The organism is Pseudomonas sp. TE3911 (assembly GCF_054062775.1).
The window spans coordinates 842,502-863,669 of the sequence record NZ_JBSSFP010000001.1 but is presented as its reverse complement, the minus strand read 5'-3'; the positions used below and the strand labels follow the sequence as shown (position 1 = coordinate 863,669).

At 61.1% G+C, this 21,168-nt stretch carries 22 protein-coding genes; all 22 read right to left on the bottom strand.

The window, feature by feature from the left end; all coding sequences use genetic code 11:
- Positions 1-94: 94 nt before the first annotated feature.
- Positions 95-1,411 (bottom strand): flagellar biosynthesis protein FlhF, encoded by a 1,317-nt coding sequence (flhF, locus tag ACVWXD_RS04030; RefSeq protein ID WP_032887905.1) that lies wholly within the window; start codon positions 1,409-1,411, stop codon positions 95-97.
- Between the two features lie 12 nt (positions 1,412-1,423).
- Positions 1,424-3,538, bottom strand: a complete 2,115-nt coding sequence (gene flhA, locus ACVWXD_RS04025) for a flagellar biosynthesis protein FlhA (protein WP_185160066.1) — start codon at positions 3,536-3,538, stop codon at positions 1,424-1,426.
- 158 nt (positions 3,539-3,696) lie between these two features.
- Positions 3,697-3,900: a cold-shock protein gene (locus tag ACVWXD_RS04020; protein ID WP_032887903.1), complete on the bottom strand. Its 204-nt coding sequence runs from the start codon at positions 3,898-3,900 to the stop codon at positions 3,697-3,699.
- A gap of 411 nt (positions 3,901-4,311) precedes the next feature.
- Complete coding sequence (flhB, locus tag ACVWXD_RS04015) at positions 4,312-5,448, bottom strand: flagellar biosynthesis protein FlhB (protein ID WP_095185434.1); 1,137 nt, start codon at positions 5,446-5,448, stop codon at positions 4,312-4,314.
- A gap of 3 nt (positions 5,449-5,451) precedes the next feature.
- Entirely contained in the window at positions 5,452-6,237 is a 786-nt protein-coding gene (fliR, locus tag ACVWXD_RS04010; RefSeq protein WP_032887898.1) for a flagellar biosynthetic protein FliR, read from the bottom strand.
- Positions 6,238-6,241: 4 nt separating this feature from the next.
- The gene (gene fliQ, locus ACVWXD_RS04005) at positions 6,242-6,511 is read right to left on the bottom strand and encodes a flagellar biosynthesis protein FliQ (RefSeq protein WP_003214552.1); all 270 of its coding nucleotides are present in this window, start codon (positions 6,509-6,511) and stop codon (positions 6,242-6,244) included.
- 4 nt (positions 6,512-6,515) lie between these two features.
- Positions 6,516-7,259 (bottom strand): flagellar type III secretion system pore protein FliP, encoded by a 744-nt coding sequence (gene fliP, locus ACVWXD_RS04000; RefSeq protein WP_032887897.1) that lies wholly within the window; start codon positions 7,257-7,259, stop codon positions 6,516-6,518.
- The gene (fliO, locus tag ACVWXD_RS03995) at positions 7,259-7,699 is read right to left on the bottom strand and encodes a flagellar biosynthetic protein FliO (RefSeq protein WP_032887895.1); all 441 of its coding nucleotides are present in this window, start codon (positions 7,697-7,699) and stop codon (positions 7,259-7,261) included. Before fliO ends, fliP begins: the two co-directional genes overlap by 1 nt.
- Before the next feature lies 1 nt (position 7,700).
- Entirely contained in the window at positions 7,701-8,168 is a 468-nt protein-coding gene (fliN, locus tag ACVWXD_RS03990; protein ID WP_032887893.1) for a flagellar motor switch protein FliN, read from the bottom strand.
- 43 nt (positions 8,169-8,211) lie between these two features.
- Positions 8,212-9,180 carry a flagellar motor switch protein FliM gene (gene fliM / locus ACVWXD_RS03985; RefSeq protein ID WP_010208755.1) on the bottom strand — a complete coding sequence of 323 codons (969 nt, stop codon included), beginning with the start codon at positions 9,178-9,180 and terminating at the stop codon, positions 8,212-8,214.
- 9 nt (positions 9,181-9,189) lie between these two features.
- Positions 9,190-9,696 carry a flagellar basal body-associated protein FliL gene (gene fliL / locus ACVWXD_RS03980; RefSeq protein ID WP_032887891.1) on the bottom strand — a complete coding sequence of 169 codons (507 nt, stop codon included), beginning with the start codon at positions 9,694-9,696 and terminating at the stop codon, positions 9,190-9,192.
- Positions 9,697-9,918: 222 nt separating this feature from the next.
- Positions 9,919-11,253: a flagellar hook-length control protein FliK gene (locus tag ACVWXD_RS03975; RefSeq protein ID WP_457370701.1), complete on the bottom strand. Its 1,335-nt coding sequence runs from the start codon at positions 11,251-11,253 to the stop codon at positions 9,919-9,921.
- 131 nt (positions 11,254-11,384) lie between these two features.
- Positions 11,385-11,729: an Hpt domain-containing protein gene (locus ACVWXD_RS03970; protein ID WP_032887887.1), complete on the bottom strand. Its 345-nt coding sequence runs from the start codon at positions 11,727-11,729 to the stop codon at positions 11,385-11,387.
- A 30-nt stretch (positions 11,730-11,759) separates the two neighbouring features.
- Positions 11,760-13,478, bottom strand: coding sequence for an ATP-binding SpoIIE family protein phosphatase (locus tag ACVWXD_RS03965; protein WP_260366335.1), 1,719 nt, complete (start codon positions 13,476-13,478; stop codon positions 11,760-11,762).
- A complete protein-coding gene (locus ACVWXD_RS03960; RefSeq protein WP_260366334.1) occupies positions 13,475-13,780 on the bottom strand; it encodes an STAS domain-containing protein in 306 nt (101 codons plus the stop codon). The genes ACVWXD_RS03965 and ACVWXD_RS03960 overlap by 4 nt, the downstream gene beginning before the upstream one ends.
- A 167-nt stretch (positions 13,781-13,947) precedes the next feature.
- Positions 13,948-14,397 (bottom strand): flagellar export protein FliJ, encoded by a 450-nt coding sequence (gene fliJ / locus ACVWXD_RS03955; protein ID WP_032887882.1) that lies wholly within the window; start codon positions 14,395-14,397, stop codon positions 13,948-13,950.
- Positions 14,398-14,400: 3 nt separating this feature from the next.
- Entirely contained in the window at positions 14,401-15,759 is a 1,359-nt protein-coding gene (fliI, locus tag ACVWXD_RS03950; RefSeq protein ID WP_032887880.1) for a flagellar protein export ATPase FliI, read from the bottom strand.
- Complete coding sequence (gene fliH, locus ACVWXD_RS03945; protein WP_032887879.1) at positions 15,749-16,513, bottom strand: flagellar assembly protein FliH; 765 nt, start codon at positions 16,511-16,513, stop codon at positions 15,749-15,751. The genes fliI and fliH overlap by 11 nt, the downstream gene beginning before the upstream one ends.
- Before the next feature lie 10 nt (positions 16,514-16,523).
- On the bottom strand, positions 16,524-17,540 hold the full coding sequence (gene fliG, locus ACVWXD_RS03940; RefSeq protein ID WP_032887877.1) for a flagellar motor switch protein FliG: 1,017 nt from the start codon (positions 17,538-17,540) through the stop codon (positions 16,524-16,526).
- A complete protein-coding gene (gene fliF, locus ACVWXD_RS03935; RefSeq protein WP_032887876.1) occupies positions 17,533-19,314 on the bottom strand; it encodes a flagellar basal-body MS-ring/collar protein FliF in 1,782 nt (593 codons plus the stop codon). The genes fliG and fliF overlap by 8 nt, the downstream gene beginning before the upstream one ends.
- 16 nt (positions 19,315-19,330) lie before the next feature.
- Positions 19,331-19,660: a flagellar hook-basal body complex protein FliE gene (fliE, locus tag ACVWXD_RS03930; protein ID WP_017134937.1), complete on the bottom strand. Its 330-nt coding sequence runs from the start codon at positions 19,658-19,660 to the stop codon at positions 19,331-19,333.
- Positions 19,661-19,788: 128 nt separating this feature from the next.
- Positions 19,789-21,165 carry a sigma-54-dependent transcriptional regulator gene (locus ACVWXD_RS03925; protein WP_122754429.1) on the bottom strand — a complete coding sequence of 459 codons (1,377 nt, stop codon included), beginning with the start codon at positions 21,163-21,165 and terminating at the stop codon, positions 19,789-19,791.
- Between the last annotated feature and the right edge of the window lie 3 nt (positions 21,166-21,168).

Here is a 21,168-nt window from a genome sequence, read left to right as displayed (position 1 = left end):
CCTTGTCTTGCTTAGACGCAGGCTACATGGCTTGGCCGCGTGAATCGCTTGCAGACCATCAATGTAGGTACATTTCACGGTGTTCATCCTGACTTCAACCGACCCGTTTTGCCGGGTTGTGGTAGAGGTCGGCGAACATATCGGCCATCGCTTCCTCGCTAGGCTCTTCTTGCATTTGCACGCTGACGGCACGGCTGACCAACTGATGACGGCGCGGCAGATGAAGATCATCCGGGATCCGCGGCCCGTCGGTCAGGTAGGCAACCGGTAATTCATGACTGATAGCCAGGCTCAACACTTCACCCAGGCTGGCGGTTTCATCCAGTTTCGTGAGGATGCAACCGGCCAGGCCACAGCGTTTGTAGCTATGGTACGCAGCGGTAAGAACCTGTTTTTGGCTGGTGGTTGCAAGCACCAGGTAATTTTTCGACTTGATGCCACGCCCGGCCAGGGTTTCCAGTTGCATGCGCAACGCCGGGTCGCTGGCTTGCAAGCCGGCGGTGTCGATCAGCACCACGCGCTTGCGCAGCAGCGGATCGAGGGCGTTGGCCAGGGACTGGCCCGGGTCGACGTGGGTCACCGGTACATTGAGGATGCGGCCCAACGTCTTGAGCTGCTCCTGGGCGCCGATCCGGTAGCTGTCCATGCTCACCAGCGCGATATTATTCGCGCCGTACTTGAGCACATAACGCGCTGCCAGCTTGGCGAGGGTGGTGGTCTTGCCCATGCCGGCGGGGCCGACCATGGCGATCACACCGCCCTCTTCCAGGGGTTCGATTTCCGGGGTAGCGATCATCCGCGCCAGGTGGGCCAGCAACATGCGCCAGGCCTGGCGTGGTTCTTCGATTTCGGTGGTCAGGGCCAGCAGGTCGCGGGACAACGGGCCGGACAAGCCAATGCGTTGCAGGCGACGCCACAGGTTGGCCTGTTGCGGTTTGCTGCCTTGCAGCTGCGTCCAGGCCAGCGAGCCGAGCTGCACTTCCAGCAGTTCGCGCAGGCCGTTGAGCTCAAAGCGCATCGAGTCGAACACACGCTGGTCAACTGCGGCGGCCGGGGCTGGCGCGGCAGGACGCGGCGGCTCGACGAAAGTCGGCTCAACCAATGGTTCGGCAGCGGTCAGCGGCAGCCCGGCGAACAACTGGCGATTGGTGGTGGTATCGCTGTCGCCACGCATGCTCAGCTCAGCCTGGGCCGAGACGATGCGCGAAGCGGTCTTGCGCAGCTCGTCTTCGAGCTCCATGTTCGGTACACGCGGCGCCAGCGCCGAGGGGGTGTAATCCAGGGCAGCCGTCAGCTCGACACCGCCGGCAATACGACGGTTACCGATAATCGCGGCGTCGGCGCCCAGCTCATCACGGACCAGTTTCATGGCCTGACGCATATCGGCGGCGAAAAAACGCTTAACTTGCATAACCCACTACCCTCAGCCGTTGGGCCCTACTGTCGCGACGATAGTCACTTGCTTGTTGTCAGGAATTTCCTGATAAGCCAAAACGTGCAAATTCGGTACTGCCAAGCGTCCAAACCGCGACAACATCGCGCGGACCGGACCTGCCACCAGCAGAATCACCGGTTGGCCCTGCATTTCCTGACGCTGTGCAGCGTCGATCAACGAACGCTGCAGCTTTTCAGCCATGCTTGGCTCCAGCAGAACGCCCTCTTCCTGGCCTTGTCCTGCCTTCTGAATACTATTGAGCAATATTTGTTCCAACCTTGGTTCCAAGGTGATCACAGGCAGCTCGGAGTCAAGCCCTACAATGCTTTGCACGATTGCACGGGACAATCCGACACGCACCGCAGCCACCAGCGCGGCGGTATCTTGACTCTTGGCGGCGTTGTTGGCGATGGCCTCGGCAATGCTGCGAATGTCGCGTACCGGCACCTGTTCGGCCAGCAGCGCCTGCAACACCTTGAGCAATTGCGACAGCGACAGCACGCCGGGCACCAGCTCTTCCGCCAGTTTTGGCGAGGCTTTGCCCAGTAAGCCCATCAATTGCTGGACTTCTTCGTGGCCGATGAGCTCGTGAGAGTGCTTGTACAGAATCTGGTTGAGGTGGGTCGCGACGACCGTGCTGGCGTCCACCACGGTATAGCCCAGTGACTGCGCCTGGCTGCGCTGGCTGATTTCGATCCACACCGCCTCCAGGCCGAAAGCCGGATCTTTGGCGGTAATGCCGTTGAGGCTGCCGAACACCTGGCCTGGGTTGATCGCCAACTCGCGATCCGGATAGATCTCGGCTTCGGCCAGGATCACCCCCATCAGGGTCAGGCGGTAGGCGCTCGGAGCCAGATCGAGGTTGTCGCGGATGTGCACGGTGGGCATCAGGAAGCCCAGGTCCTGCGAGAGCTTCTTGCGCACACCCTTGATCCGCGCGAGCAATTGGCCGCCTTGGTTGCGGTCCACCAGCGGGATCAGGCGATAGCCGACTTCCAGGCCGATCATGTCGATGGGGGTCACGTCGTCCCAGCCCAACTCCTTGGTTTCCTGGGCGCGGGCTGGCGATGGCAGCAGTTCTTGTTGACGCGCAACTTCTTGCAGGGCCTGGACCTTGACCGCGTTTTGCTTCTTCCAGAACAGGTAGGCACCACCGCCCGCCATGGCCGCCATGCTCAGGAACGACACATGGGGCATGCCCGGGACGATACCCATGATCGCCATGATGCCCGCCGCCACGGCCAACGCCTTGGGCGATGCAAACATCTGCCGGCTGATCTGCTTGCCCATGTCTTCGGAGCCCGACGCACGGGTCACCATGATGGCTGCAGCTGTAGATAACAACAGTGATGGCAATTGCGCCACTAAACCGTCACCGATGGTCAGCAAGGCGTACACCTTGCCCGCATCGCCGAAGGTCATGCCGTGCTGAAAGATACCGACGGCCATGCCGCCGATCAGGTTGATGAACAGAATCAACAGGCCAGCGATGGCGTCACCGCGCACGAATTTGCTGGCACCGTCCATGGAGCCGTAGAACTCGGCTTCCTGGGCCACTTCCAGGCGGCGGGTCTTGGCTTGATTCTGGTCGATCAGACCGGCGTTGAGGTCGGCGTCGATGGCCATTTGTTTGCCGGGCATGGCGTCGAGGGTAAAGCGTGCGCTCACCTCGGAAATCCGCCCGGCGCCCTTGGTGACCACCACGAAGTTAATGATCATCAGGATCGCGAACACCACGATACCGACCACGTAGTTACCGCCGATCACCACCTCACCGAAGGCCTGGATCACCTTACCGGCGGCCGCGTGGCCGTCCTGGCCGTGGAGCATGACCACGCGGGTGGACGCCACGTTGAGCGCCAGCCGCAGCAGGGTCGCCACCAGCAGGATCGTCGGGAATACCGCAAAGTCCAGCGGCCGCAGGGCGTAAACGCACACCAACAGAACCACGACCGACAACGCAATGTTGAAGGTGAAGAACACGTCCAGCAGGAACGGCGGCATCGGCAACATCATCATTGCCAGCATCACCAGCAACAACAACGGCACACCCAGATTGCCCCGCGAGAGGTCAGTCAGGGTCGTACGGGCCGTGCCGAGCATTTGAGAGCGATCCACCACCGGTATTCCTCGTTTCCTTGAAGCAAACTTTTGACGCCGGAAGGCGTCCTGGAGGCGGTATTGCAAGAAGCCTTCCAACTTTTGCTTTAAAAAACGCGGATTGCTCCCAAGCACGCTGGAGCACTATCAAGCCGGGCAATTCAACTGACGATTTGCACTTCGGTAGCCTGATCACCCTTTTGACCTGTTTCTACTTTGAACTCCACTTTCTGCCCCTCCTCAAGGGTTTTATAGCCCTCGCCCTTGATCGCCGAATAGTGGACGAAGAGATCTCCCCCACCATCCTGACTGATAAAGCCATAGCCTTTTTCCCCGTTAAACCACTTCACCGTACCTGTCGACATTGCCGCTCTCCTGACCTCGCTCAGCACACCACACGAGACTCACTGGATAATCTTGATATGGGACGCGAATACGCCCTCAGGGCGGTGGATCCTCGTAAATTGCACCCTTAGGCCCTCTCTGAGCCAAATCCCTGCAGAACTCGTGAGATCCACCAACACGTGTTCGTCGCCGCCATCCATTGCAATCACTCCCTCCCCTGTTTTGCGGTCGTATTCCTCGACCGTCCCTTTAACCACTTCCATTGCAACACCCTCTGCCTCACGCACAGCAATGTGCGTGGAAAACCCAGTGTTATGGAACCGCGATAAAGGGACGGCAGCTACTGTCAAAGTTGACAGGTAGACGACCGACAACGACGAGTGGTAGGGGGAAGAATGGAGCCGGGAGGGAGAGTTCGGGGCAGCTGATAATCAGGAATCGCGGCGCAATTCCGGCGGGATCGGCAGATCCTTGAGCGGGTCCGGACGCTTGCCCTTGCCCGCGCGGTATTGGCGGATCTGATAGACATACGCCAACACCTGAGCCACGGCCAGGTAAAGCCCGGCGGGGATTTCCTGATCGAGATCGGTGGAGTAGAAGATCGACCGCGCCAGTTCCGGCGATTCGAGCAACAGAATGTCGTGGGCCACGGCGATTTCGCGGATTTTCAGCGCAGTAAAGTCGCTACCCTTGGCCAGCAGCATCGGTGCGCCACCCTTCTCCGGGTCGTACTTGAGGGCCACGGCGTAGTGGGTCGGGTTGGTGATGACCACGTCGGCGTCGGGCACCGACGCCATCATCTTGCGCTGGGACATTTCCCGCTGCAGCTGGCGGATGCGTTGCTTGACCTCGGGCCGCCCTTCCTGATCCTTGTGTTCGTCGCGCACTTCCTGCTTGGTCATCAGCAGTTTCTTGTGGCTTTCCCACAGCTGGATCGGCGCATCCACTGCCGCAATGATGATCAGCCCGGCGGCCATCCATAGCGCACTCCAGCCGACCACCTGCACGCTGTGGATGATCGCCGACTCCAACGGTTCGTGGGCGATACGCAGCAGGTCGTCGATGTCGGACGACAACACCATCAGCGCCACAAACAGAATCAGGATGAACTTGGCCAGGGCCTTGAGCAGCTCCACCAGGGCCTTGGCGGAGAACATGCGCTTGAGCCCGGCCCCCGGGTTCATGCGGCTGAACTTGGGCGCCATGCTGCTCGCGGCGAACAGCCAGCCGCCGAGGGCTACCGGGCCGATCAGCGCGGCCAGCAATAAGGTAATCAGGATGGGCTGCACCGCCAGGATCGCGATCTTGCCCGAGTGCAACAGGTATTGCCCCATCGCATCCGGGTTGAGCAACACCTCACGAGGCAAGGTGAAGTTGTGCTTCATCAGCTCCAGCAAGTCGAGCGCCAAACCACCGCCGTAGATCAGCAAGGCGCCGGCACCGGCCATCATCGTCGCAACGGTATTGAGCTCTTTGGAGCGCGCAATCTCGCCCTTTTCCCTGGAGTCCTTTTTACGTTTCTCCGTGGGGTCTTCTGTTTTGTCCTGACCACTCTCGCTCTCGGCCATGGCTCAGCGCGCCCGTGCCAGATCACGTAAGAACTGCAAGGCGTCGGTCGCCAGCGGTTGATACTGATTGAGAATGTCGGCCAGGCCGATCCAGAAAATCCCCATGCCCAATACCAGGGTCAACGGGAAACCAATCGAAAAGATGTTCAACTGCGGTGCCGCACGGGTCATCACGCCAAACGCGATGTTGACCACCAACAATGCGGTAATCGCCGGCAGTACCAGCAACAGCGAAGCCCCCAGCACCCAACCGAGGCGCCCGACCGTTTCCCAGAAGTGATTGACCACCAACCCCGACCCCACTGGCAGCGTGGTGAAGCTTTCGGTCAGCACCTCGAACGCCACCAGATGCCCGTTCATCGCCAGGAACAGCAAGGTCACCAGCATCGTCAGGAATTGCCCGATCACCGCGGCCGACACACCGTTAGTGGGGTCGACCATGGAGGCGAAGCCCATGCCCATCTGGATCGAGATGATTTGCCCGGCAATCACAAACGCCTGGAAGAACAGTTGCAGGGAAAAACCCAACATGGCACCGATCAGGACTTGTTCGGCGATCAGCATCAGGGCACTCAGGTCCAGGGCATTCACCGACGGCATGGGCGGCAAGCCCGGCACCAGCACCACCGTGATCGCCACCGCCAAATACAGGCGCACCCGGCGTGGCACCAGGGTCGTGCCGAACACCGGCATGGCCATCAACATGGCGGTCACGCGGAACAACGGCAGGATGAACGACGCCACCCACGTGCTGATCTGGGTGTCGGTCAATGCCAGCAGGGAATTCACCCGATCAGCCGATCAACTGAGGAATACTGCCGTACAGCTGCAGGATGTATTCCATAAAGGTTTGCACCAGCCACGGGCCGGCGACGATCAGGGTGATCAGCATCACCAGCAGGCGCGGCAGGAAGCTCAAGGTCTGTTCGTTGATCTGGGTGGCAGCCTGGAACATCGCCACCAGCAGGCCCACCAACAGGCTCGGCACCACCAGCACGGCAACCATCATGGTGGTCAGCCACAGCGCTTCTCGGAACAGGTCGACGGCTACTTCTGGCGTCATTGCGCTATACCCCGCCGAAACTGCCGGCCAGGGTGCCGATAATCAGCGCCCAACCGTCTACCAGCACAAACAGCATGATCTTGAACGGCAACGAGATGATCAGTGGTGACAGCATCATCATACCCATGGCCATCAGCACGCTCGCCACCACCAGGTCGATGATCAGGAACGGGATAAAGATCATGAAGCCGATCTGGAACGCGGTCTTCAACTCGGAAGTCACAAAGGCCGGTACGAGAATGGTCAGCGGCGCCTGGTCCGGGGTCGCGATGTCGGTACGCTTGGACAGGCGCATGAACAGCTCAAGGTCACTGGAGCGGGTCTGCGACAGCATGAAATCCTTGATAGGGACCTGTGCCCGGTCAATCGCCACCTGGGCGGTGATGGTTTCCGCCAGATAGGGCTGCAGGGCTTGCTGGTTCACCTTGTCGAACACCGGCGCCATGATGAACATGGTCAGAAACAACGCCATGCCGGTGAGGATCTGGTTCGACGGCGTCTGTTGCAGGCCCAGGGCCTGACGCAGGATCGAGAACACGATGATGATCCGCGTGAAGCTGGTCATCAGCATCACAAACGCCGGGATAAAGCTCAGCGCGGTCATGATCAGCAGGATCTGCAGGCTGACCGAATACTCCTGGGCCCCGGCCGCGTTGGTACCCAGCGTAATCGCCGGGATCGACAACGGGTCGGCGGCAAACGCCAACGGCGCCGCCAGCCACAGCATGAGCGTCAATAACACGCGCATTACTTCTTATCCTTCTGATCCTTGCCCAACAGTTCCATCAGGCGCTGAGCGAATTCGGGCGTGGCGGGCTTGGACTGATCCACGTTCACCGGGGTCTTGAGCACATGCAACGGGGTGATGCGGCCAGGAGTGAGGCCCAGCAGGATCTGCTCTTCACCCACTTGCACCAGCACCAGCCGATCACGCGGGCCGAGGGCGCGGGAGCCGATCATCTCGATCACCTGCGCGTTACCCGGACCCACCTGCTGTACGCGGCGCAACAGCCAGGCCAACACGAAGATCAGGCCAACCACCAGCAACAGCCCCAGCACCAGTTGGGTCAACTGGCCACCGAGGCCGCTGCCGACCGGCGCCGCCGCGGCGGCCGCCTGGGCCACCGGCTCTGCGGCCCAAGCGCCCAATGGCAGCGCGACCAACAGTCCCACCATCAGCCGCTTCATATCAGCGCAACTTCTTGATGCGTTCGCTTGGGCTGATCACGTCCGTCAGGCGGATGCCGAACTTTTCGTTGACCACCACCACTTCACCGTGGGCAATCAGGGTGCCGTTGACCAGCACGTCCAAGGGCTCACCCGCCAGGCGATCCAGCTCGATCACCGAGCCCTGGTTGAGTTGCAGCAGGTTGCGGATGTTGATGTCGGTGCTGCCCACTTCCATGGAAATCGACACCGGGATGTCGAGGATCACGTCCAGGTTCGGCCCATCGAGGGTCACCGGGTCGTTGTTCTTCGGCACGCTGCCAAACTCTTCCATCTGCAGGCGGTTACCTGCGGGGGCAGTGGCGGCATCGGCGGCCAGCAGGGCGTCGATATCGTCCTGGCCAACATCGCCGGTTTCTTCCAGGGCCGCAGCCCATTCGTCAGCCAGAGCCTGGTCTTCGGCGGAAGTGTTTTCGTGTTCGGTAGCCATTACATGTCCTCGGCGGAGCAAACATTCATAAATAGGGGATGCATCAGCGACGGTTGATCGGCTCAACCACTTGCAGCGCCAGGTTGCCCTTATGGGAACCCAGCTTGACCTTGAACGACGGCACGCCGTTGGCGCGCATGATCATTTCTTCCGGCAATTCGACCGGGATGATGTCTCCCGGCTGCATGTGCAAAATATCCCGCAGGCGCAATTGGCGACGGGCTACGGTGGCGCTCAGCGGCACGTCGACGTCCAGCAAGTCTTCGCGCAAGGCCTTGACCCAACGCTCGTCCTGGTCGTCCAGGTCGGACTGGAAACCGGCATCAAGCATCTCGCGCACCGGCTCGATCATCGAGTACGGCATGGTCACGTGCAGGTCGCCGCCGCCGCCATCGAGTTCGATGTGGAAAGTGGACACCACAATCGCTTCGCTCGGGCCGACGATGTTGGCCATGGCCGGGTTCACTTCCGAGTTGATGTACTCGAAATTGACTTCCATGATCGCCTGCCAGGCTTCCTTCAAATCGATGAAGGCCTGCTCCAGCACCATGCGCACGACGCGCAATTCGGTGGGGGTGAATTCACGGCCTTCGATCTTGGCGTGACGGCCATCACCGCCGAAGAAGTTGTCCACCAGCTTGAACACCAGTTTGGCGTCGAGGATGAACAGCGCAGTGCCGCGCAACGGCTTGATCTTGACGAGGTTAAGGCTGGTGGGAACGTACAGCGAATGCACGTACTCACCGAACTTCATCACCTGCACGCCGCCCACCGCCACGTCCGCCGAGCGGCGCAGCATGTTGAACATACTGATCCGGGTGTAGCGAGCGAAGCGTTCGTTGATCATCTCCAGCGTCGGCATGCGTCCACGGACGATGCGATCCTGGCTGGTCAGGTCATAACTTTTGACGCTGCCGGGCTCGGCAGCCATTTCGGTCTGTACCAGACCGTCGTCGACGCCATGCAACAGCGCGTCGATTTCATCCTGGGACAGCAGGTCTTGCACGGCCATGTCGTGATCCTACTGCAATACGAAGTTAGTGAAGAGCGCCTGCTCGACCACGACTTTGCCGAGCTCCTTCTGGGCCACTTCCTGCACGCTGGCAGTGACCTTCTGGCGCAGCATTTCCTGGCCCACCGGGGTGGCCAAGGTGTCGAAGCTCTGCCCGGAGAACAGCATCACCAGGTTGTTGCGGATCACCGGCATATGCACTTTGAGGGCATCCAGGTCCGCCGCATTCCGTGCCAGCAAGGTGATGCTCACTTGCAGGTAGCGTTGGCGACCGTTCTGATTGAAGTTGGCGACAAAGGCCGGAAGCATCGGCTCGAAGATTGCCGGTGGCTTGACGTTACTGGCGGTTTCGGCGGCAGGTGCCGGTTTGCTTGCACTGCTATGCATGATGTACCAAGTGCCGCCCACCGAGGCCCCGATGGCCAGGAGCAGGCCCACGACTATCATCAGGATAAGCTTGAGCTTGCCTTTGCCTGCCGGTGCGGGTGCTTTTGCTGCGTCGTCGCTCTTCGCCATGCCAATAATCCGTCACTATTCGGGAATTCATAGATCTACGGATAGGCAAGAGCAAGTGTTATGCCAGAGTTGTCTGGCAGGCAGAGACGAACGAACACCACAAAACAAATGTGGGAGGGGGCTTGCCTCGATGAGTGTGTGTCAGTTCATACATCGGTTGACTGATACACCCTCATCGGGGGCAAGCCCCCTCCCACAATTTGGATCTGTACGCGGCTCAAGTCAGGCGTAGTAATCGACGGCGCTGGAGCCGATCACTGTAGAGCTCACTGGCACCACGGCTTCAGCCACATCAATGTGGTTGCCACTGTCGCCGCTGTCAGCCCCTCGCCCGCTGCGACTCACGCCACTGGTCTGGGCCTGCTGCTGTTGCTGCTCCTGACCACGGGATTGGTCGGACACGTTGACGTCCACCTGCCCCATACCCTGTTGCGCAAACATTTCCCGCAGGCGACCCGACTGGCTTTCCAGCGCTTCACGCACCACCGGGTGGGCGCTCATGAAGTTGACCTGGGCTTGCTGGTCGGCGGTCATGTTGACCTTGATATCCAGACGGCCGAGTTCAGCCGGTTGCAACTGGATCTCCGCCGACTTGAGGTTGGCGCTGGACAGGTACATCACCCGATTGACGATCTCGTCGGTCCAACCGCTCTGGTGCATGGCCAGTGGCGCATTCGTCACCGGCGGCAAAGCGTTGGCCGTTTTCGGCGTGGCCGCCTGGGTCAATGCCGCCAAACGATTGGCGAAATCATCGACACGGGTGTCGCTGGTGGCGTTTTTAAGGTCTTTGAGGCCGTCTTCGATCAAGCCGCTGAAGGCCTTGTCACCGCCTTGGTCAGTGCTGTCTTTGGTGGCTTGCTGGTCGACCATTGTGGCCAGGCCAGCGGCAAAGTTCTGCGCGGCGGTTGGCTGGTCCTGGGTAGTCGTCGGTGCGGTTTTGGCCGGCGTCTGGCTGCTGGCCGACACATGCCCGCCCTGCTCCATCGCCAGGCGTACGGCCGGCATGGCATCCAGGGGATCAGCCTCAGGATCGAAGGCCGGCTTGACCTCCTCGGTCGCCACGATGGGCACAGCGACCAACGGCAGGGCCTTGTCGTCCTGGGCGGCAGCGGCGGGTTCCGGGGTTTCCACCGGCACGACCACCGGCAAGACCACAGGCGTGACAGCGGCAATCATGGCCGGGTCGACGACGGGATCAGTCGGGGGCTGCTGCGCGAGTGCTGGATCGGCGGGTGCGTCGTCATCCTTATTGGCGCTGTCGTCGGACGGCTTGGCAGGCAAGGTCTTGCCGCTATCGGCAACCGCCGGTGTACTGGCGGCAGGCTTGTCGGTACCGGCAGCCGGCTTGGCGCTGGCGTCGACAGGCTTGTCGCGTGTGGGTTTAGCCGCGTTGTCGTCGGTTTTGACCGACGGTTTCGAGCCTTGGCTGGCGAACACTTGAGCGAAGCCAGGGCCCTTGTCCCGTGGGTCCGCAGCCGCTACCTGGGGGTTGGCAGCGGGCGCTTGAGGCTTGGCCGCGGGGGCAGCCTGAAGAAGCGAATTGGGGGCGACTGGCATAGGTAAAGGTCTCCACTGCATGGGGGTCGGGGATGCAGTATCTGGAGATAGAGCAAGAGTTGGGCCAGGTTTGTTGGATTGCGGTTTTTTGGGTGGGCCTATCCGTTATTCGGTAACGGACAGGTCACCCATCAAAGTTGAAACCGTTGCCTTTCGTGCTCATACAACGGCCGCACCAACGCAAACTCCCGATCAATCTGATCCACCAACTCCCCCAAGTCCGAAGCCGGCTCAGAAGACCTGGCCTCAAGCGACTGACACAACTGCGCCAACCGCAGCGCCCCAAGGTTCCCACTGCTCCCCTTGAAACTATGCGCAATCCGTCCCAACGCCTTGGCATCATCCCGCGCCTGGTGCAGGGCCTCGATGCGTTTCTGGGAGTCATCAAGAAAGGTATCAAGCAGCTTGGGATACTCGCCCTCCATAACCTCCTGCAAACCCGACAACACCTGCGGGTCCATATGAATCTCTGCCACTTGCTCGCTCCTTGATCAAGAATCGGCGGATTATGCCAGAGCCCCCCAGCAAAACTCCACGCAGACACTGCGCCCGCCGTCAGACCAGCGTACGTCGCTGCTCAACTGGCGCACCAGGCTAAGGCCCCGACCCGACAGACGATCGACGTCCAGCGGCCGTGCCAGCATCTGTTCAACGTCGAAACCCGGCCCGCTGTCTTCCAGGCGCAACGTCATTTTGCCGCCCATGTGGGTGGGCACCACCTGCACATGCACCCGCACGTAACCGCTGTTCAACTTCGCCAGGCGGTCATTGCGCTGGCGGTAATATTCGGCAAACCCCTGGGCATTGCGCTTGAGCCGCGAGTCCAGCCCCAGCACACCATGTTCCAGGGCGTTGGAATACAGCTCAGCCATCACGCTGTAGAGCGCCCCGCTCTGCTCGCGCAGGCCGTGGATCTCAAGCAGCAGTTGCAGCAGATAGGGCAAAGGGTTGTAGCGCTTGAGGGTCTCGGCGCGAAACTCAAAGCTCACCGACCAATCCAGCGGGCAGGATTGGCCGCTGTCGGCATACAACGGCCCGGTGGCGCGCAGGGATTGGCCGTGCTGCAGGGTGATTTCCACCATGCTCACGTCGTCACGCGCTTCACCGCGAAACGCCGCCAGGGCCTGTTCGATGTCTTCAAACAGACGATTGGGCTCGCGATTGGCCGCAAAGACCTGCTGTAAACGCTCGGCGCCGAACAGTTGATCGTTGGCATCTGCGGTATCCAACACGCCGTCGGACAGCAAGAACACACGGTCGCCCAACGCCATGGGCCAGACTTCGGTGCGGTCATCAAAGGCTTGCGCCGACAACACCCCCAACGGCAAATGCCGCGACTGCATCGGGGTGCGGTTGCCGCTGGCGATGTCATGCACATAACCGTCGGGCATGCCCCCGTTCCACACCTCCACCACGCGCCGCTCGGTGCTCAGGCACAACAGAGTGGCGCAGCAGAACATGTCCACCGGCAGGATGCGCTTGAGCTTGGCATTCATCTCCCGAAGGATCTGCGTCAGGCCATAGCCCTTGGCGGTCATGCCGTAGAACACTTCCGCCAGGGGCATAGCGCCCACCGCCGCCGGCAAGCCATGGCCGGTGAAATCGCCGAGCAGCACGTGCATGTCGCCTGACGGCGTGTAGGCCGCCAGCAGCAGGTCGCCATTGAACAGCGCATAGGGCGATTGCAGGTAGCGGATGTTCGGTGCGGCATTGATGCAGCCGGAGTGGGCGACCTTATCGAACACTGCCTTGGCCACGCGCTGCTCATGCAGCAGGTAGTCGTGGTGCTTGGCAATCATGTCGCGTTGCTGCAACACCGTGGCTTGCAGGCGGCGCAGGCGGTCCATGGCGTTGATCTTGGCCGCCAGGATCAGTTGGTTATAGGGTTTGGGCAGGAAGTCATCACCGCCGGCATCCAGGCACTCGGCCAGGGCAGCGCTTTCGCGCAGGGAGGTGAGGAAAATGATGGGGACCAATTCTTCCCCCGCCAGTTGCTTGATCCACCGCGCAGCGCCGTAGCCATCCATCACTGGCATCAAGGCATCCATCAGCACCAGCTGCGGCCGTTCGCGGGCAAAGACTTCGACGGCTTCCTCGCCGTTGGTAGCGGTGAGCACCTGATGCCCCTGGCGCCGCACAATGGTCGACAGCAACAGAAGATCGGCAGCGTTATCATCGGCGATCAGGATCGTCAGCGGCTCAACCGCGGGGGCCTGGGCGCTCACTTGATGTCGAACAGCTTGTCGAAGTTGGAGATGGCGAGGATCTTGCGCACATCGGAGTTGGTGTTGATCACCTCAACCTGCGCCTTTTCGCCGCCAGCATGGTCCCTCAACAGCAGGAGCATGCCCAAGGCCGAGCTGTCCATGTACGTGGTTTCTTTCAGATCGACCACATACAGCTCAGGCACTTTGTAGTAACGCTCGTAGGCGTCACGAAACGTCTGATGACTGCCGAAATCAAATCGTCCCTTGATAGCGATCGTCAACTTCTTCCCGTCCAGGGATACTTCTGACTCGATTGACATGCGACTGCTTCCTTGTCATGGGCATAGACACAAGGTGTAGCAGGCGAATGAGATCCGGGCAACACCGCAGGTCAAATGCGGAAGAGGGCCTGGTCCCGATAGCCGTGGGTCAGCCAACAAATTCAGTGACCGATCTATCGCTACCGGGGGCAAGCCCCCTGGCACATTCAGAATTGTGATTGGCGGGGAAGACGTTGTGATAGCTCATCGAGCAACTTCTGCTCACGCTTGTCTTCCAGCGCCCGCGCTTCATCGATATAGCGCTGCACCAGCTTGCGCAAACCTTCGACCCGGGCAAACGCCTCTTGCCAACTTTCGCGGGCCTTATCGAGGTTGTTCTGGTGCCAGGCCAGGCTCTGGCGCTGTTGGCCCACGGCGGTTTCCAACTGGTTGAGAAAGCCCTGGTAGCCCATCAGCCACTGACCCGAAACGCCCTTGGTGCCGCGCTCGATCCATTGCTGTTGGTACTCGCCGCGAAAGCGTTCCAGGTCACCCAACTTGCTTTCCGCCAAGCGCACTTGGCCCTGGAAATAACCCAGGCGCTGTACGGCGGTTTTTTCGGCCTTTTCGGCCATGTCCACCACGGGGGCCAGGCGCGCGGCGCGGCTGTTGGCCATGGCTTAGCCGCCTGGCGCAGGGGCGAAGATGGAATGCAGATGCGCTTCGCTTTCACCCATGCTGATCTTGTCGTTGAGGCCTTGGCGCAGGTAAGTCACCAACTGCGGTTGCAGCGCGATCGCCAGGTCGGTGTCGCGATCGCCACCGGCCACGTAGGCGCCAACGCTGATCAGGTCGCGGCTCTGTTGATAGCGCGACCACAACTGCTTGAACTGTTGCGCGCGGACCATATGCTCCGGCGTGACCACCGCCGGCATGACCCGGCTGATGGACGCTTCGATATCGATAGCCGGGTAGTGGCCTTCTTCGGCCAAACGGCGCGACAGCACAATGTGGCCGTCGAGCACGCCCCGCGCCGAGTCGGCGATAGGGTCCTGCTGGTCATCGCCTTCGGACAACACCGTATAGAACGCAGTGATCGAGCCGCCACCGGCCTCGGCATTGCCGGCGCGCTCCACCAGTTTCGGCAACTTGGCGAACACCGACGGTGGGTAGCCCTTGGTCGCCGGCGGTTCGCCGATGGCCAGGGCGATTTCCCGCTGGGCCTGGGCAAAACGGGTGAGCGAGTCCATCAGCAACAGGACGTTCTTGCCCTTGTCGCGAAAGTATTCGGCGATGCGCGTGCAGTACATCGCCGCGCGCAAACGCATCAGCGGCGCATCATCCGCTGGGGAGGCGACGACGACGGAGCGCTTGAGGCCTTCTTCACCGAGGCTGTGCTCGATGAATTCCTTAACTTCCCTGCCCCGCTCGCCGATCAGCCCCACCACGATGATGTCGGCCTCGGTAAAGCGCGTCATCATGCCGAGCAACACCGACTTACCCACACCGGTACCGGCGAACAGGCCCAGACGCTGGCCGCGGCCGACCGTCAATAAACCGTTGATGCTGCGGATGCCCACATCCAGCGGCACGCTGATGGGGTTGCGGTTGAGCGGGTTGATGGTGGGGCCGTCCATCGGCACCCAGTCTTCGGCTTTCATGCCGCCCTTGCCGTCCAACGCACGACCGGCGCCGTCCAGCACCCGACCGAGCATGCTCATGCCCATGGGCAGGCGGCCGGTATCGGCCAGCGGTACCACGCGGGCGCCGGGGGCGATGCCCGCCAGGCTGCCGACGGGCATCAGGAAGATCTTGTTGCCGGAAAAGCCCATCACTTCCGCTTCGACCTGCACCGGATGGTAGCTGTCATCGTTGATCACCATACAGCGGCTGCCCATGGCGGCGCGCAGGCCCTCGGCTTCGAGGGTCAGGCCGACCATGCGCAACAGACGCCCTTCAAGGATCGGCTGGCCGGGCAATTCAGTGGCCTCGACGTAGCCGCTCAGGCGCTTGACGAAGCTGGTGCGATCAAGGCGCATCGGCGGCGTCCAGGTCGACGCTGAGGTCAGGTTCGGCTGGGTTCAACACCTGCTCGTGGACTTGATCCAGCAGCTTGGCCATGATCTGGCTGATGCGGGTTTCCACCGTCGCATCAATGCGGCTGTGTTCGGTCTCGACCCGGCAACCACCGGGCTGCAGCGCTGCGTCTTCGACGATGCGCCAGGTTTCTTCATGGCGCTCGCGCAGGGCTTTGACCTGTTCGAAATCCTGCGGGTTGATGTACAGCCGCACATTGCCGACACCCAGGGGCAGCAGCTTGAGTGCTTCGCGCATCACGCTTTCGATATGGCTGGAGTCGAGTACCAGTTCGCGCTGGATCACCTGGCGTGCAATATGCTCCACCAGGCCGACCATGGATTTTTCAATCTGCGCATCCTGCTCGGCGATAGGGTCGAACAGCACACCCATCAAACGTTCCAGGCTGGCCAGCTTGACGCTCAGCGCCGCTTCGGCCTCTTGGCGCACCTTGAGAGTGGTGCTGCGAAAACCGTCTTTTTCACCCGCAGCGAAGCCTTCGTTGTAAGCCTCCTGGCGGATGCTTTCCAACTCTTCCAGGGTCAGTGGCTGGACTTCTTCCAGCGGCACTTCTTCCATTTCCACCGGCGTTTCTTCAACGGGTTCCGGCTCAGGCTCGGGCACATGCGGGTCGAAGCTGGGCAACGACCAGATGTCGAACCCACCGACATCCCGTGCGCGAATCAGATCGCTGGGCGCCTCATCTTTGTTCGACATCAGGGGCGCCTTAGATCATTTCTTCGCCGCCCTTCCCACCGAGAACGATTTCTCCGGCTTCGGCCATACGGCGGGCAATGGTGAGGATTTCTTTCTGCGCGGTTTCTACGTCGCTGACGCGCACCGGGCCTTTGGCTTCCAGGTCGTCGCGCAACAGTTCGGAAGCACGCTTGGACATGTTCTTGAAGATCTTCTCTTTGACGCCTTCGTCCGAGCCTTTGAGGGCAAGCACCAGCACGTCGGAGGACACTTCGCGCAGCAACGCCTGGATGCCACGATCGTCGACATCGGAGAGGTTGTTGAACACGAACATGAGGTCTTCGATCTGGCCGGACAGGGTGTCGTCGATCTCGCGGATCGAGTCCATCAACTGGCCTTCGACCGAGCTGTCGAGGAAGTTCATGATGTCTGCCGCACGCTTGATACCACCCAAGGTGGTCCGCGAGGCATTCGAGTTGCCGGAGAACTGCTTCTCCAGGATGGTGTTCAATTCTTTCAGGGCCGCCGGCTGCACGGTGTTCAGCGACGAGACGCGCAGGATGATGTCCAGGCGCACTTTATGGTCGAAATGGCCGAGCACTTCACCGGCCTGGTCCGGATCGAGGTACGCCACCACGATGGCCTGGATCTGCGGGTGTTCAAAGCGGATCACGTCGGCGACGGCGCGCGGTTCCATCCACTTGAGGCTGTCCAGACCACTGGTGTTGCCACCCAACAGAATGCGGTCGATCAGGCCGTTGGCCTTGTCTTCGCCCAGGGCCGAGGTGAGCATCTTGCGGATGTAGCTGTCGGAGCCGACGCCCAGGCTGGTCTGGTCGCCGACGATCTCGACGAACTCGCTCATCACCTGCTCGACTTGCTCACGGTGCACATTGCGCATCTGCGCCATGGCCACGCCCACACGCTGGACCTCTTTGGGCCCCATGTGGCGCAGCACTTGGGCGGCATCGGTTTCACCGAGCGACAGCAGCAGGACTGCGGCTTTGTCGACCTTGGTGAGCTTGGCAACAGCGGCTCGATCACTCATCTGCGTTAATCCACTCTTTCACGACCTGGGCCACACGGCCCGGGTCTTCTGCTACCAGACTTTTGATTGCGTTCAACTGAGCGTCGTAACCTTCGCTCGGGCTTGGCAACAGGATGCTTTGCGGGCCGCCGAGGCTGACGCGGTCGTTGGCCAGTTCGCCGTCCAGGCCGCCCATGCCACCCAACTCGACGTCACTGCCGCCAAACGCCGCCAGCTGTTTGTTCTTGCCGTTGCCGGTGATGTTGTTGAGCACCGGACGCAGCACACCGAACACCAGCACCAGGATGAACAACACACCCAGCACTTGCTTGACGATGTCCCAGAACCACGGCTGGGTGTAGAACGCCGCTTCGGCGATGACTTCACCGCGCTCGGCGGAGAACGGCATGTTGATCACGCTGACGCTGTCACCACGACTGGCGTCAAAGCCGACGGCGTCCTGCACGAGGCGAGTGAAGCGCGCCAATTCGTCGGCGCTCCACGGCGCACGGGTAACGGCGCCATCCGCCGCATTGACCTTGACCTGGTCATCGACCACCACCGACACCGACAGGCGATTGACGCGACCCTGCTGCTGCTTGGTGTGGCTGATGGAGCGATCGAGTTCGAAGTTCTTGGTGGACTGGTTACGCTTGTCCGCCGGGTACGGGGCGAGCATCGGTTGGCCGGTGGCCGGGTCCATGATCTGCTGGCCGTTGGCGTCCAACAATGGCTGGCCGGGCTGGATCGCGCCAGCGGTGGCAGCAGCGCCACCGGTGGTTTGCGGGGCCGAAGCCGGGGCTGGTGGCTGGTTGCTCAGGGCACCCGGCACACCTTGCGGACCATTGCTGGCGGTGCGTTGTTCGCTGGTGGACTGTTCGCTGCGCAGCGCTGGCTGGTCCGGGTTGAACTGCTCGGAGGTCGACTCGACGGCACTGAAGTCCACGTCGGCGGACACCTCAGCCTTGTAGCGGTCGTTGCCCAGCACCGGTTGCAGGATGTTGTGCACACGCTGGGTGAGCATGCTTTCCATACGGCGGCTGTAGTCAAATTGCTTGCCGGCCTGGGTCAGGGCGGAGTTTTCCGCCATGTCGGACAGCAGGTTGCCCTTCTGGTCGACAACGGTGATTTGCGACTTGCTCAGTTCGGGAACGCTGGTGGCCACCAGGTTGATGATCGCCAGAACCTGGCCAGGCTCCAGCGAACGGCCGGAAAACAGTTCCACCAGTACCGAGGCACTTGGCTTGCGCTCGTCGCGCACAAATACCGAGCTTTTCGGAATGGCCAAGTGCACACGGGCGCCCTTGACGTTGTTCAAGCTGGAGATGGTGCGGGCCAGCTCGCCTTCCAGGCCACGACGGTAGCGCGTGGCTTCCATGAACTGGCTGGTCCCGAGGCCCTGGTCCTTGTCGAGGATTTCAAAACCGATATTGCTGTCGGACGGCGTTACGCCGGCAGCGGCAAGCTTCATGCGCGCACGGGCCACGTCATCGGCCTTAACCAGCAGCGCGCCAGAGTTAGGCTCTACGGTGTAGGCGATGTCGGCGGCGGCGAGGGTTTCCATGATCTGCTTGGAATCCATGCCCGCCAGGCTGCCGTAAAGCGGACGGTAATCGGGTTGTTGCGACCACAACACCACGGCGAAACCAATCGCCACGCTGGCAGCCAGGCCGACCATCAGGCCCACCTGACGCAACATGGTCATTTCCGAGAGGTTTTCCAGGAACGACAGGCCAAACAGCGGCGGCTTGCCGTCTGCCTTGGCGGGTACGTTGTCGGAGACTGCTTCTGCCATGACTTAAATCTCGCCCTTAAACCGGCATCTGCATGATGTCTTGATAGGCCTGAACCAACTTGTTACGCACTTGGGTCAGAGCCTGAAAGGAGACGCTGGCCTTTTGCGAGGCGACCATCACATCGGTGAGGTCCACGCCGCTTTTGCCGATCTCGAACGCGGTGGCCAACTGGCTGGAAGCTTGCTGGGTGTCACTGACTTTGTTGATGGCCTGGCCGAGCATGTCGGCGAAGCTGCTTTGGCCCAATTCCGGCGCTGGCGCGACGGATTTCGGTTGAGCCATGGCATCCATTTGCATGGAGCGCATATCCAACATCAACCGATTGAACTCAATACCCTGGCTCATGAACTTCTCTCTCCAACCCGCAAATTTTTGACACTACGCAGCGATTACTAGGGGAGGTAGCAACAAGGGTGCCAGCTCTGTATCAACTCGTAAGAAAAGGCGACAAACCTTATCGACGTTGTTACCGGTTATGTGGCGAACAGATACGCCTCGACGTCCATCCCGGCGTCGCGCATCTGCGCCAGCTTGTAGCGCAGGGTGCGCGGACTGATGCCCAGACGCTCGGCGGCCTCTTTGCGACGGCCGCGCTCGGCGCGCAGGGTGTCGATGATCATCTGGAATTCGCGGCGACGCAGGTCGTCCCCCAGGGCACCGGCAGACTCAGCCTCTGCAACCACCGGCGTGGGCGCCAAGGTAGGCAATGGGGCCGCACCACTGCCCATGGCCAGGCAGAAATCCTGGGGCTGGATCAAGCCACCCTGTTGCAGAATCAGCGCGCGCTGGATGGCGTTATCCAACTCGCGCACGTTGCCCGGCCAGGGATAGCTGATGAGACACGCTTGCGCCTCGGCCGAGAGCCGCGCCTGGGCGTGCTTCATTTTTTTGACGTGGTTGTTCAGCAACCGCTCGGCCAGCGGAATGATGTCCGCCGGACGCTCACGCAGCGGGCGCCAGGCCAGGGGGAATACTGATAGCCGGTAGAACAGGTCTTCGCGGAAGCGCCCCGCCGCCACTTCGCCAGCAAGGTCGCGGTTGGTGGTGGCGACCACACGGATATCCAACTGGATCGGTTTACGCGCACCGACGCGCTCCACTTCGCGCTCTTGCAGCACCCGCAGCAGCTTGGCTTGCAGGCCCAGAGGCATTTCCGAGATTTCATCCAGCAGAATGGTGCCGCCATCGGCCTGTTCGAACTTGCCGGCCTGGGCCGCGATGGCGCCAGTGAACGAGCCTTTTTCATGACCGAACAAGGTGGCTTCAAGCATGTTGTCGGGGATCGCCGCGCAATTGATGGCGATGAACGGTTGTTTGGCGCGAGTGGATTGCTGGTGGATGTAACGTGCCAGCACCTCTTTACCGGTACCGGACTCGCCGGAGATCAGCACCGTGGAATCACTGCGCGCCACCCGGGCCGCCAGTTCAAGCAGTTGCGCACTGGCCGGTTCGAAGGCAATCGGGCCTTCGCCTTCGTTGGCAGGGATAACACCCAGGGCGTGCCGCGCCACCAGTTCGATCAGCGCCTTGGGCTCGAACGGCTTGACCAGGTAATCCGCCGCGCCTTGGCGCATGGCGTCCACCGCACGCTCCACCGCGCCGTGAGCAGTCATCAGCAACACCGGCAGTTGCGGTTGGCGCGCGCGCAGCAAGGCCAGTAACTGGTGGCCGTCCATGCCGGGCATGTTCACGTCACTGACCACCAGGCTGAAGGTTTCCTGCTCCACCGCGTCCAAGGCGTCCTCGGCAGAACCGACCGCCCGGTAGTCATGACCCGCCAACAGCAGCGTGTCCGCCAATGCTTCACGCAGGGCGCGATCGTCTTCCACCAACAGAACCTTGATAGCCATTAC